The organism is Streptomyces sp. C1-1 (assembly GCF_050214755.1).
Taxonomy (GTDB): Bacteria; Actinomycetota; Actinomycetes; order Streptomycetales; family Streptomycetaceae; genus Streptomyces.
Map to the genome: position 1 here is coordinate 5837025 of NZ_CP189826.1, position 13554 is coordinate 5850578.

Genomic DNA, 13554 nt, shown 5'->3' on the forward strand with positions numbered 1-13554 from the left:
CGGGGCGGGGGGCGGCCACCGCGGTGGCCGCCCCCGGCGTGAGCGTACGGGTCGGTGTCGCTCACCCGCCCCTGCGCACGGCCCCGGCCAGGATCCAGCCCTCCACGGCCTCGTACTCGTGCCGCTGTTCCTCCGACGCGCGCCGGCCGGACAGGACCGTGCCGAGCCAGCCGAAGGCGAAGCCCAGGGGGATGGTGAGTACGCCGGTGGTCGTGAAGTGGAACCAGTTGAAGTCGGCCTCGGGGAAGGCGGAGACGGGGGAGCCGGAGACGAGGTTCGTGCCCGGCATCACGAGGAGCACGGCCAGGGTGCCGCCGATCAGGGTGCTGAGCAGGCCCGTCCGGGTGAAGCGGCGCCAGAAGAGGCTGTAGAGCAGGGCCGGGGCGATGGCGGAGGCGCCCAGGCAGAACGACAGCGTCACCAGGGGCTGCAGGCTGCGGTGCTGGACCAGGGTGGCCAGGAGGATCGCCGGGACGCCCACCGCGAGCGCCGAGGCCCGCGCCAGCGCCATCTCGCGGCGGGCCGACAGTTCCCGCACGCGCGTGGCGAAGACGTCGTGGGCGAGGGAGTTGGCGCAGGCGAGGATCATGCCGGCGACGGACGCCAGCAGCGTCAGGAAGATCGCCGTGGTGACCGTCGTGAACAGGAACGTCTCCGCCGTGGAGACGTCGGGCCCGAACGCGGCCCGGGAGCCCAGCAGGTAGGCCGTGTTGCCCTGCGGGTCGGCCTGAGCGATGACCGCCCGTCCGATGAGCGCCGTGGCGCCGAAGCCGACGACCGTCATGATGAGGACGAACACGACGACGGACGACACCGCCCAGGACATCGACCGGCGCACCTGGCGGGCGCTGTTGGCGGTGTACATGCGCATCGTGACGTGCGGGAGGCAGGCGCCCCCGATGACGACCGTCAGTTGCGAAGTGATCATGTCCAGGCGGGGGTTGGGGCTGCCCGCGAACTCCACGCCGGAGTGCAGGAATCGTGAGCCGACCCCGCTCTGCGCGGCGGCGGCGTGGAAGAGGGCGCCGGGGTCCCAGTCGAAGCGGCGCAGCACCAGCAGGGCGACCACGGCTCCGGATCCGAGCAGCATGACCATCTTCAGGATCTGGATGAGGGCCGTGCCCTTCATGCCGCCGATCGCCGCGTAACTGATCATCAGGGCGCCCAGCCCGATGATGCAGCCCGTCTTCAGCGAGTCGCCGGAGAAGCCGAGGATGAAGGCCAGCAGCTGCCCGGTGCCGGCGAGTTGGACCAGCATCAGCGGCAGCAGCGCGGCGATGGTCACCACGCACGCGGTGACCCGCACCGCGCGGCCGGGCATCCGCCGGGTCAGCGCGTCGCCCATGGTGAACCGGCCCGCGTTGCGCAGGGGTTCGGCCAGCAGGAACATCAGCAGCATCAGGGACAGGGCCGTGCTGAGCGCCAGCACGATGCCGTCGTAGCCGCACAGGGCGATCACCCCGCCGGTGCCCAGGACGCTCGCGGCCGAGATGTAGTCGCCCCCGATGGCCAGGCCGTTGCGCATGGCGGAGAGGGAGCCGTAGCCGGTGTAGAACTCGTCGAGGTCGTCCCGGTCGGGGCCGGTCATCACGCACAGCAACAGCGTGATCGTGGCGATGGCGGAGAACGCGACGAGGGACATCGCCTGCGCGTTGCCGCTGAAGCCGTTGGTCATCGCCGGACCTCCCGCCTGGCGTCCAGTTCGGACTGCTTGCGGATGCGGTCCGCGATCGGGTCGACGTGACGGCGGGCGGTGCGCTCGTACAGCGCGATCGCCAGCCAGGTGACGGGGATCTGCAGGAGGGCGAGCAGCAGTCCGGCGGGCAGTCCGTCCGCGACGCTGGTCGTCATCACCGACGGGGCGAAGGCGGACAGCATCAGGAAGAGGGTGAAGTAGCCGAAGGCGGTGAGTGAGGCGGTACGGCGCTGCCAGCGGTAGGCGCTGCGCAGCACGCGCAGATCGCTGTGGTGACCGAGGGGCGGGTGGGGCGGACGGGGCGGGGCGGGGCGTTCCGGCGGGGCGCTGTGTGGCTGCCACGGGTATGTGGCGTCGTACGCAGGGGATGGGCCGTAGGGCTCATGGGACATCCCGGTGCTCCTTGCGTGGCTCGGGTCCGGTGCTGGACCGCAGGGAGGAGGGGGGCGGGCAGAGCCCCGCACGTTACTCGCCGGTTCCGGGGTGCGCGAGGGTTTCCACAAACTGGCTGGTCGGTATGCGCTTACTACGCTGAGCTGCGGTGTTACCCGCGTTAACCCATCGGTCGCGTGGATCGTGAGGCCGATTCACGGCCCGCCGTCAGTCCTTGAGCACCGGGAAGCGCTGGGGTGCCACAAGCAGCAGGACCAGGAAGGCGAGTGCCGCCGCGCACCCGGCGCCGACGTACACCGCGTGCACCGCGTCCGCGATCGCGCGCCGGGTCGCCTCCGGCACGCCGTCGCCGTCCAGCCCGCGCGTCACCGAGTCCAGGTCGCCCGCACCGCCCAGGCGGGAGGCCAGCACCCCGTTCGCCACCGCGCCGAACACCGACGCGCCGATCGTCTGGCCGGTCTGGCGGCAGAAGAGCACCGACGCCGTGGTCGTCCCGCGCTCCGCCCACCCCACCGTCGACTGCACCCCGACGATCAGCGGGAGCTGGAACAGCCCCAGCGCCGCCCCCAGCAGCAGCATCAGCAGAGCGGGCTGCCAGGCGGAGCCCGGATACGGCAGGAACGGGAACGCGAACAGGATCAGGGTCGCCGTCCCGATGCCCAGCAGCGCCGTGTTGCGAAAGCCGATCCTGCCGTACACGTGCTGGCTGAGCGCCGCCGACACCGGCCAGCTCAACGTCCATACGGACAGCACGAATCCGGCCGCCACGGGCGCCAGCCCCAGCACCGACTGCGCGTACGTCGGCAGGAACACGCTCGGCGCCACCATCAGCAGCCCCAGCGCGCCCAGCGCCAGATTGACCGCCGCGATCGTCCGGCGCCGCCACACCCACCCGGGGATGATCGGCTCGGCCGCCCGGCGTTCGATCACGACCACCGCACCGGCCAGCGCGAGTCCCGTACCGAACAGGGCCACGGACGGCGCCGACAGCCACGGCCAGGCCACCCCGCCCTGCACCAGTGCCGTCAGCAGCACACCGCCGCAGGCGAACACCGCGAACGCGCCCGCCCAGTCGATGCGCGGCCGGCCGGCCGACTCGCGCTGCGGCTCGTGGAGATGGCGGACGATCAGCCACAAAGCCACCGCGCCGATGGGCAGGTTGACCAGGAAGATCCAGCGCCAGTCGGCGTACGCCGCCAGGACGCCGCCCACGCCCGGCCCGGCCACCGCCGACACCGCCCACACCGTCGACAGCTTGGCCTGGATCTTCGGGCGCTCCTTGAGGGGGTACAGATCGGCCGCCAGCGTCTGGACCGTGCCCTGCAGGGCCCCTCCGCCCAGGCCCTGGACGATGCGGAAGGCGATCAGCGCCCCCATGTTCCAGGCCCCGGCACACAGCAGCGACCCGAGCAGGAACACCGCCGCGCCCGCCACCAGCACCGGCTTGCGGCCGAAGGTGTCGGAGAGCTTGCCGTACACCGGGAGCGTGACGGTGACGGCGAGCAGATAGCCGGAGAAGAGCCAGGAGAAGTACGAGAAGCCGCCGAGGTCGCCGACGATCTGCGGGACGGCCGTGGAGACGATGGTGGAGTCGAGGGCGGCCAGGGCCATCGCGAGCATGAGCGCGGCGACCACGGCGCCTCTGCGGCCGGCTGACGCGGGTGGCCGCTCCTCCGTCACCGCGGCCTGTATGCCGGTGTCCCCGTGGTCCACGAGATTCCTTCCCCTTGCATCTATCCGCCGCGGACAGCTTCCCACTTGAACCTCACGTCGCGGCAGGGTGCAGGCTCGGTGGGCCGGTGGGTGGAGAGAACCCCGAGACCGTCTCCACCCGTCGGTGGACTGCCCCTAGGGGTTCCTCCGTACTACGGCTCGGGGAGGGTTCGTCCCACTGGAGGACGAGAGAGCCGGGGGTCCGTCCTTAACCTGGCTTTACGCCGCTGGGGGGCGGTCGACCGAACCGGCGGGGGTGGGGTTTTCCCCCGTAGAAGAGGGTGCCGGGCACCAGCGCGCCGGACCCCTCCGCGGGACCAGACTCGTCGTCGAAGCAGTTCGGGACACACACCGGCTCGCACAGCAACGGGGCCGAACGACTCATCCAATGACCGACATAGGAGATACGCCATGACATCGGCCGTGACCATTCCCAGGCACGGGGGCACTGGAGGGCGTACGGCCGTTGCCGCGCGGGCGCGGCAGGTCGTCAAGGCGTACGGGGCCGGCGAGACCCGTGTCGTCGCCCTCGACCACGTCGACGTGGACATCGCCCGCGGGCAGTTCACCGCGATCATGGGGCCCTCGGGCTCCGGCAAGTCCACGCTGATGCACTGCCTCGCCGGGCTCGACACCGTGACCTCCGGGCAGATCTATCTCGACGAGACCGAGATCACCGGCCTGAAGGACAAGAAGCTCACCCGGCTGCGGCGCGACCGGATCGGGTTCATCTTCCAGGCGTTCAACCTGCTGCCCACCCTGAACGCGATCGAGAACATCACGCTGCCCATGGACATCGCCGGCCGCAAGCCGGACCAGCAGTGGCTCGGGCGCGTGGTGGACACGGTCGGCCTCTCCGACCGGCTCAAGCACCGGCCCGCCCAGCTCTCCGGCGGCCAGCAGCAGCGTGTCGCGGTGGCCCGGGCGCTGGCCGCCCGCCCCGAGATCATCTTCGGTGACGAGCCGACCGGAAACCTCGACTCACGCGCGGGTGCCGAGGTCCTCGGCTTCCTGCGCAGGTCCGTCGACGAGCTCGGGCAGACCATCGTGATGGTCACGCACGACCCGGTGGCGGCCTCGTACGCGGACCGGGTGCTGTACCTCGCCGACGGCCGGATCGTCGACGAGATGCACCGGCCGACCGCCGAGGCCGTCCTGGACCGCATGAAGGACTTCGACGCCCGGGGGCGTACGTCATGACCGTCCTGAAGACCTCCATGCGCAACTTCTTCGCGCACAAGGGGCGCATGGCCCTGTCGGCCATAGCCGTCCTGCTGTCCGTCGCCTTCGTCTGCGGGACGCTGGTGTTCACGGACACCATGAACACCACCTTCGACAAGCTGTTCCAGGCCACCTCCTCCGACGTCACCGTCAGCGCCAAGGGCGCCTCGGACAGCGGTGCGACGACCGCCGACAACGGCAGGCCGCCCGTCATGCCGGCCTCCGTGCTCACCAAGGTGCGCGCGGCCCAGGGCGTGAAGTCGGCGGAGGGCACCGTCTTCTCGACCTCGGTGACCGTCGTCGACGACAAGAAGGACAGCCTCTCGCCCTCCAGCGGCGCCCCGACCATCGTGGGCAGCTGGAACGGCAACGACGCCCGCACCATGAAGATCACCTCCGGTACGGCGCCCAAGGGCCCCGACCAGGTGATGGTGGACCGCGACACCGTCGACAAGCACCACCTGAAGCTGGGCGACGAGCTCGCCGTGATCAGCGCGGTCGGCACACACAGCGCGAAGATCACCGGCATCGCCGACTTCCAGGTCACCAACCCCGGCGCGGCGATCTTCTACCTGGACACGAAGACGGCCCAGCAGACGCTCGTCGGAAAGACCGGTGTCTTCACCAACGTCAACGTCACGGCCGCCTCCGGGGTGACCGACCCGCAGCTGAAGAAGAACGTCCTCGCCGAACTCGGCACCGGCTACAAGGTGCAGACCGCCAAGGAGACCGCCGACGCCAACCAGAAGGACGTCGAGGGCTTCATGAACGTCATGAAGTACGCGATGCTCGGCTTCGCCGGGATCGCCTTCCTGGTCGGCATCTTCCTGATCATCAACACCTTCTCGATGCTGGTCGCCCAGCGGACGCGGGAGATCGGCCTGATGCGGGCCATCGGCTCGAGCCGCAAGCAGGTGAACCGGTCGGTGCTGGCCGAGGCGCTGCTGCTGGGCCTGTTCGGGTCCGTCCTCGGGGTCGGCGCGGGCGTCGGCCTGGCGGTCGGCCTGATGAAACTCATGGGCTCCATGGGCATGCACCTGTCGACCAGTGATCTGACGGTCGCCTGGACCACCCCGGTGGTCGGCCTGATCCTCGGTGTCGTCGTGACCGTCCTCGCCGCCTACCTGCCCGCCCGCCGGGCCGGGAAGGTCTCCCCGATGGCCGCCCTGCGCGACGCCGGCGCTCCCGCCGACGCCAAGGCCGGCCGCATCCGGGCCCTGGTGGGCGTGCTCCTCACCGGCGCCGGCGGCTACTGCCTCTACCTGGCCGCGGGCGTCAGCAAGGCCACCGACGGCTCGGCGTGGCTGGGCCTGGGCATCGTGCTCTCGCTCATCGGGTTCGTCGTCATCGGCCCGCTCCTCGCGGGCGGTGTGGTGCGCGTCCTGGGCGCCGTACTGCTGCGGATGTTCGGTCCGGTCGGCCGCATGGCCGAGCGCAACGCGCTGCGCAACCCGCGCCGTACCGGCGCCACGGGCGCCGCGCTGATGATCGGGCTCGCGCTGGTCGCCTGCCTGTCGGTCGTCGGCTCCTCCATGGTCGCCTCCGCGACCGACCAGCTCGACAAGACCGTCGGCACGGACTTCATCATCCAGTCCGACAGCGGGCAGCTGGTGACGCCGCAGGCGGTCAAGGCGGTCAAGGACACGCCCGGGCTGGCGCGGGTCACCGAGTACCGCTCGACGCAGGCCGACTACACCACGCCCGACGGCAAGCTCCTGAAGGACACCGACATCACGGCGGCCGACCCGACGTACGCGACGGACCTGCGCACCAAGACCGTCGCCGGCAACCTCAAGGACGCCTACCGGCCGGACTCCATGTCGGTGCACGAGAAGTTCGCCAAGGCGCACGACATCCACCTGGGCTCGAAGATCAAGGTCGCCTTCAAGGACGGCCGCACCGCGAACCTGACCGTCCGGGCGATCACCAGCAGTGACGTCGTGATCGACCAGGGCGCCAAGTACACGTCGATCGCGACGCTCACCAAGTACGTCCCGGCCGACAAGATGCCCCTGGACCAGCTGGTCTTCGCCACCGCCGAGCACGGCAAGCAGGACGCGGCCTACAAGTCGCTGAAGTCCGCGCTGCACGACTACCCGCAGTACAAGGTGCGCGACCAGACCGACTACAAGCAGGCGCTGAAGGACCAGATTGGCCAGCTGCTGAACATGATCTACGGCCTGCTCGCCCTGGCGATCATCGTCGCGATCCTCGGTGTGGTGAACACCCTGGCCCTGTCGGTGGTGGAGCGCACCCGTGAGATCGGCCTGATGCGGGCCATCGGTCTCTCCCGCCGCCAGCTGCGCCGCATGATCCGCATGGAGTCGGTCGTCATCGCCCTCTTCGGCGCCCTGCTGGGCCTGGGGCTGGGCATGGGCTGGGGCGCGACGGCCCAGAAGCTGCTCGCCCTGGAGGGCCTCAAGGTCCTGGAGATCCCCTGGCCGACCATCATCGCGGTCTTCGTCGGATCCGCCTTCGTGGGCCTGTTCGCCGCCCTGATCCCGGCGTTCCGGGCGGGCCGGATGAACGTCCTGAACGCGATCGCGACCGAATAGCCACCGCATACGGGGGTTGCGGGGGAGCGGCCCGGTGCCGGGGAGTCTTGGGGGACTCGCCGGCGCCGGGCCTGTTCGCCTCTCCGGCCCGGGCCGACTCATCCCGTCCGGCGTTTGAGGACGAGGCCCCTTCAGGGCTGAAGCGGGGGCCTGGGGCGGCAGCCCCCGGACAGAGGCCCACATCGGCGCCGGGCACGCCCGCAGCCCGCGTTATCCACAGCCCCGGCGCCCCCGCGAAGCGCGACGTACGCTGGAGGTACCCCCGGCCCGCAGCGCGCGTCGGGCGATTCGCGTTGCCCGCCCCCGGACGAAAGCCGCCCAGAATGAGCCTGCACGGTCTGCTCGACGCCGTCGTCAAGGACCCCGCCCTCGCGGAAGCGATCAAGGCGGGCGCCGACGGCAACCGCATGCACGTCGACCTGGTCGGCCCCCCTGCGGCCCGCCCGTTCGCGGTCGCCGCGCTGGCCCGCGAGACCGGCCGCCCGGTGCTGGCGGTGACGGCGACCGGCCGGGAGGCGGAGGACCTCGCGGCCGCCCTGAGATCACTCCTGCCGCCGGACGGCGTGGTGGAGTACCCGTCCTGGGAGACCCTCCCGCACGAGCGGCTCAGCCCCCGCAGCGACACCGTCGGCCGCCGCCTGGCCGTCCTGCGCCGGCTCGCGCACCCCAGCCCCGACGACCCCGAGACCGGCCCGGTCTCCGTGGTCGTCGTGCCCGTACGGTCCGTGCTGCAGCCGCAGGTCAAGGGGCTCGGCGATCTGGAGCCGGTCGCGCTCAGGACCGGCCGGACGGCCGACCTGAACGAGATCGTCGAGGCCCTCGCCGCCGCCGCGTACGCGCGCGTGGAGCTCGTCGAGAAGCGCGGCGAGTTCGCCGTACGAGGCGGGATCCTGGACGTCTTCCCGCCCACCGAGGAACACCCCCTGCGCGTCGAGTTCTGGGGCGACGACGTCGAGGAGATCCGCTACTTCAAGGTCGCCGACCAGCGCTCCCTCGAAGTCGCCGAGCACGGCCTGTGGGCGCCCCCCTGCCGTGAACTTCTGTTGACGGACGACGTCCGTGCGCGTGCGCGTGCCCTCGCCGAGGAGCACCCCGAGCTCGGCGAGCTGCTCGGCAAGATCGCCGAGGGGATCGCCGTGGAGGGCATGGAGTCGCTGGCCCCCGTCCTCGTCGACGACATGGAACTGCTGATCGACGTCCTGCCCAAGGGCGCCATGGCCGTCGTCTGCGATCCGGAGCGGGTACGCACGCGTGCCGCCGACCTGGTCGCCACCAGCCAGGAGTTCCTGCAGGCTTCCTGGGCGGCCACCGCGGGCGGCGGCGAGGCGCCCATCGACGTCGGCGCGGCCTCCCTGTGGTCCATCGCGGACGTCCGGGACCGGGCGCGCGAGCTGGACATGATGTGGTGGTCGGTGTCGCCGTTCGCCGCCGACGAGGAGCTCGACGCGGACACCCTCAAGCTCGGCATGCACGCCCCCGAGACCTACCGCGGCGACACCGCCAAGGCCCTCGCCGACACCAAGGGCTGGCTCGCCGACGGCTGGCGCACGGTCTTCGTCACCGAGGGCCACGGCCCCGCGGCCCGCACGGTCGAGGTGCTGGGCGGCGAGGGCATCGCGGCCCGCCTGGAGACCGAACTGGGCACGATCGCCCCGTCCGTCGTGCACGTGGCGTGCGGCTCGATCGACTACGGCTTCGTCGACCCGGCCCTCAAGCTCGCGGTCCTGACCGAGACCGACCTCTCCGGCCAGAAGGCGGCCGGCAAGGACGGCGCCCGGATGCCGGCCCGCCGCCGCAAGAGCATCGACCCGCTCACCCTGGAGGCCGGCGACTACATCGTCCACGAGCAGCACGGCGTGGGCCGCTACATCGAGATGGTGCAGCGCACCGTCCAGGGCGCCACCCGCGAGTACCTGGTCGTCGAGTACGCCCCCGCCAAGCGCGGCCAGCCCGGCGACCGCCTCTACATCCCCACCGACCAGCTGGAGCAGATCACCAAGTACGTCGGTGGCGAGGCCCCCACCCTGCACCGGCTGGGCGGCGCCGACTGGACCAAGACCAAGGCGCGTGCCAAGAAGGCCGTCAAGGAGATCGCGGCCGACCTGATCAAGCTGTACAGCGCGCGCATGGCGGCGCCCGGGCACATCTTCGGCCCGGACACCCCGTGGCAGCGCGAGCTGGAGGACGCCTTCCCCTACGCGGAGACCCCCGACCAGCTCACCACCATCGCCGAGGTCAAGGAGGACATGGAGAAGTCGATCCCCATGGACCGCCTGATCTGCGGCGACGTCGGCTACGGCAAGACCGAGATCGCCGTACGCGCCGCCTTCAAGGCCGTCCAGGACGGCAAGCAGGTCGCGGTCCTGGTGCCGACCACCCTGCTGGTGCAGCAGCACTTCGGGACGTTCTCCGAGCGCTACTCCCAGTTCCCGGTCAACGTAAGGGCGTTGAGCCGCTTCCAGTCCGACACCGAGGCCAAGGCGGTGCTGGAGGGCCTGCGCGAGGGCTCGGTGGACGTCGTCATCGGCACCCACCGCCTGTTCTCCTCCGAGACGAAGTTCAAGGACCTGGGCCTGGTCATCGTCGACGAGGAGCAGCGCTTCGGCGTCGAGCACAAGGAGCAGCTGAAGAAGCTGCGCGCCAACGTCGACGTACTGACGATGTCCGCGACCCCGATCCCGCGCACCCTGGAGATGGCCGTCACCGGCATCCGCGAGATGTCGACCATCACCACCCCGCCGGAGGAGCGCCACCCGGTGCTGACCTTCGTCGGCCCCTACGAGGAGAAGCAGATCGGCGCCGCCATCCGCCGCGAACTGCTGCGCGAGGGCCAGGTCTTCTACATCCACAACCGGGTGGAGTCCATCGACCGGGCCGCGTCCCGGCTGCGCGAGATCGTCCCCGAGGCACGCATCGCCACCGCCCACGGCCAGATGTCGGAGTCGACGCTGGAACAGGTCGTCGTCGACTTCTGGGAGAAGAAGTACGACGTCCTGGTCTCCACGACGATCGTCGAGTCCGGTATCGACATCTCCAACGCCAACACCCTGATCGTCGAGCGCGGCGACAACTTCGGCCTCTCGCAGCTGCACCAGCTGCGCGGCCGGGTCGGCCGTGGCCGCGAGCGCGGTTACGCCTACTTCCTCTACCCGCCGGAGAAGCCGCTGACGGAGACGGCCCACGAGCGGCTCGCCACGATCGCCCAGCACACCGAGATGGGCGCGGGCATGTACGTGGCGATGAAGGACCTGGAGATCCGCGGCGCCGGCAACCTCCTCGGCGGCGAACAGTCCGGCCACATCGCGGGTGTCGGGTTCGACCTGTACGTGCGCATGGTCGGCGAGGCCGTCGCGGACTACCGCGCCTCCCTGGAGGGCGGCGTGGAGGAGGAGCCGCCGCTCGAGGTCAAGATCGAGCTTCCGGTCGACGCCCACGTCCCGCACGACTACGCCCCCGGCGAGCGGCTGCGCCTGCAGGCCTACCGTGCCATCGCCTCCGCCAACACGGAGGAGGACATCAAGTCGGTCCGCGAGGAACTCGTCGACCGCTACGGCAAGTTGCCCGAGCCGGTCGAGAACCTGCTGCTCGTGGCGGGTCTGCGCATGCTCGCCCGCGCGTGCGGCGTCGGCGAGGTCGTGCTGCAGGGCAACAACATCCGCTTCGCACCGGTGGAGTTGAGGGAGTCCCAGGAACTGCGTGTCAAACGCCTCTACCCGGGGACCGTCATCAAGCCGGCGGCACACCAGGTGCTGGTGCCACGGCCGAAGACGGCGAAGGTCGGCGGAAAGCCGCTGGTCGGGCGGGAGTTGCTGGGGTGGGTCGGGGAGTTCCTGACGTCGATCCTGGGGTCCTGACCCTCCCTCCCCTGTCCTGAACAGGCGTCAGGCCACCGGCCCCATGGGGGGCGGGTGGCCTGAACAACAGTGTGCGGTGAGCCGTTCGCGTAGGTCTGTGCGGGCCCGGTCTACGGCCGGTCGGGGCGGTCGCGGTCCATGCCGAGCTGCTCCTCGAGCCTCTGCTGGCCCTGGTCGACCTGGCTCTCGTACTTGTCGCCCGTCCTCTCGTTGACCTTCTTCTCCGCGGCGTCGGACGTGTCCTTGGCCTTGTCCTGCGCCATGCGGTTGCTCTTGAACCTGTCGAAGATGCCCATCCAGAGCTCCTTACATAGGTGCCTCAGAATCGACGATACGGCCCATATGGGGCAAATGCCCACTTGTGAGGGCTCGGCCGGGACCCCGCACGGCCCTCGTGTGTGCCCCCGTGCGCCCTGTCGCTACGGTGTGCGCGGAGTCGTACGGGGAAATCGCCCCGTGCGGGGGCCGACCGGGGTGACAAAGGGGAGGGACGCATCGTGAGGCGTCTGAGGGGCGGGACCGCGGCTGCCGTCGTGCTGGTGTTCGCCGTGACCGGCTGCAAGGCGGAGACGACCACCGGGTCCGGCGGGCCGAAGGAGACCGGGGGCGGCGGGGCTGCGCTCACCGCGGCCGAGTCCCTGACCGTCAAGGGCCGGGCACCGAAGACGGGCTACTCGCGGGAACGGTTCGGCACCGCCTGGGCCGACACCGACTCAAACTCCTGCGACACCCGCGACGACATCCTCAAACGGGACCTGGACGAGGTGAAGTTCACCGGCGGCCAGTGCAAGGTGTCGTACGGCGTACTGGAGTCGGACCCCTACTCCGGCAAGAAGGTCACCTACCGGCGCGGCCGCAGCCTCGTCGACATCGACCACGTCGTCCCCCTCTCCGACGCCTGGCAGAAGGGCGCCAAGTACTGGGACGCCGGCAAGCGCATAGCCCTCGCCAACGACCCGCTCAACCTCATAGCGGTCGACGCCAGCACCAACCGCTCGAAGGGCGACGGCGACACCGCGACCTGGCTGCCCCCGAACAAGGCGTACCGGTGCACGTACGTCGCCGCACAGGTCGCGGTGAAGAAGAAGTACCAGCTGTGGGTGACCGCCGCCGAGAAGGCCGCCATGGAGAAGGTGCTCAGGACCTGCCCCGGGCAGAAGCTCCCCTCGGGCGGCAACCCGACGGAGGCGCCGGCACGCTTCCACGCGGGCTGACCGAAGTCTTCGCACGGTACGACCGGGGCCCGGCAAGTGCGCGGACACCGACCGCGGCCCGGCAGGGTGCGCGCGCCGTTGAGCGCGCACAGCCTGCCGGGCCGGTCGGGTGCGTGACGTGGATCAGGCGGTCTTCAGATCCTTCAGGGACGTGAGGAGCCGGCCGGTCAGCTTCTTCGCGGTCGCGGCGCCGTTGTCGCTGCCCGCCGTGGACAGCACGGTGACCACGGCGTTGCCCGAACGGGCCGCGATGAGCGTGGTCCCGTTCTGCCAGGCGCCGCTCGTCAGCGTCATCGTGTAGGCCTCGTCGCCGAGCCCGGTCGTCGCGGCGCCCGCGACCTTCACCTTGGCGTGGGCGTCCGTGTCCGTGAACGTGGCGCACTCCGCCGCGACGGACTGGAGCTGCTTCATCACGGCGCCGGCCGTGGAACCCTGGAACTCGTCGATCTCCTGCGCCAGTTCCTCGGTCTTGTCCTGGTTCACGTAGTCGTCCTGGGCGAACGACACTCCACCCTCGTAGCCGGTCACCTGGATCCACGACGTGGCCTCCAGCTTGGTGCAGTCCGGCTTGGCGGTCTTCCGGGCGGACGGGGCGAGGAACTGGCCACCGCTGTCCGACGCGCCGTCGGCCTCGAGGGTGAACCCGGCCGGGAAGGCCGACGCGGGCGCCAGCGCCTTCTTCAGCTCCGTACCCGTGGCCAGACCGGCGTTGAGGTCCTTGGCCTTGGCCGGCTTGGCGCTCGCGCCGGTGTCGGAGGACGAGCCGGAGGGCGAACCGGAGGAACAGGCGGTGAGGGCCAGGGGGAGCGCCGCGACGGCGAACAGCGTGGCGGCACGGGGCGAGAGACGCATGACAGTCCTTCAAGGGGTGTTGTGACAGGGGAGGTGAGTGTGGGGGGGGCGGGGCG

9 protein-coding genes are annotated in these 13554 nt (G+C 70.7%); 4 read left to right on the forward strand and 5 right to left on the reverse strand.

Annotation, left to right across the window (positions count from 1 at the left end; translation table 11 throughout):
- Positions 1–61: 61 nt before the first annotated feature.
- From ACQF4J_RS26765 to ACQF4J_RS26775, 3 genes are all read right to left on the reverse strand, one after another.
- Complete coding sequence (locus ACQF4J_RS26765) at positions 62–1675, reverse strand: cation acetate symporter (protein WP_351565226.1); 1614 nt, start codon at positions 1673–1675, stop codon at positions 62–64.
- Positions 1672–2088 carry a DUF485 domain-containing protein gene (locus tag ACQF4J_RS26770; RefSeq protein WP_351565229.1) on the reverse strand — a complete coding sequence of 139 codons (417 nt, stop codon included), beginning with the start codon at positions 2086–2088 and terminating at the stop codon, positions 1672–1674. Before ACQF4J_RS26770 ends, ACQF4J_RS26765 begins: the two co-directional genes overlap by 4 nt.
- Before the next feature lie 208 nt (positions 2089–2296).
- Complete coding sequence (locus ACQF4J_RS26775) at positions 2297–3802, reverse strand: MFS transporter (protein ID WP_427166944.1); 1506 nt, start codon at positions 3800–3802, stop codon at positions 2297–2299.
- Positions 3803–4213: 411 nt separating this feature from the next.
- On the opposite strand from ACQF4J_RS26775, the gene ACQF4J_RS26780 reads away from it, so the two are divergent.
- The 3 genes from ACQF4J_RS26780 to mfd all read left to right on the forward strand — a co-directional run bounded on the left by ACQF4J_RS26780 (position 4214) and on the right by mfd (position 11432).
- The gene (locus ACQF4J_RS26780; protein WP_427166945.1) at positions 4214–5002 is read left to right on the forward strand and encodes an ABC transporter ATP-binding protein; all 789 of its coding nucleotides are present in this window, start codon (positions 4214–4216) and stop codon (positions 5000–5002) included.
- On the forward strand, positions 4999–7578 hold the full coding sequence (locus tag ACQF4J_RS26785; RefSeq protein WP_351565235.1) for an ABC transporter permease: 2580 nt from the start codon (positions 4999–5001) through the stop codon (positions 7576–7578). Before ACQF4J_RS26780 ends, ACQF4J_RS26785 begins: the two co-directional genes overlap by 4 nt.
- A gap of 323 nt (positions 7579–7901) precedes the next feature.
- Positions 7902–11432, forward strand: coding sequence for a transcription-repair coupling factor (mfd, locus tag ACQF4J_RS26790; RefSeq protein WP_351806281.1), 3531 nt, complete (start codon positions 7902–7904; stop codon positions 11430–11432).
- 110 nt (positions 11433–11542) lie between these two features.
- Here mfd and ACQF4J_RS26795 read toward each other — a convergent pair whose 3' ends face one another.
- A complete protein-coding gene (locus ACQF4J_RS26795) occupies positions 11543–11728 on the reverse strand; it encodes an antitoxin (RefSeq protein ID WP_351565240.1) in 186 nt (61 codons plus the stop codon).
- Between the two features lie 201 nt (positions 11729–11929).
- Between ACQF4J_RS26795 and ACQF4J_RS26800 the strand changes: the two genes are divergently transcribed.
- Positions 11930–12646: an HNH endonuclease family protein gene (locus ACQF4J_RS26800; RefSeq protein WP_351565243.1), complete on the forward strand. Its 717-nt coding sequence runs from the start codon at positions 11930–11932 to the stop codon at positions 12644–12646.
- Between the two features lie 123 nt (positions 12647–12769).
- On the opposite strand, the gene ACQF4J_RS26805 is transcribed toward ACQF4J_RS26800, so the two are convergent.
- On the reverse strand, positions 12770–13498 hold the full coding sequence (locus ACQF4J_RS26805) for a hypothetical protein (RefSeq protein WP_427166946.1): 729 nt from the start codon (positions 13496–13498) through the stop codon (positions 12770–12772).
- Between the last annotated feature and the right edge of the window lie 56 nt (positions 13499–13554).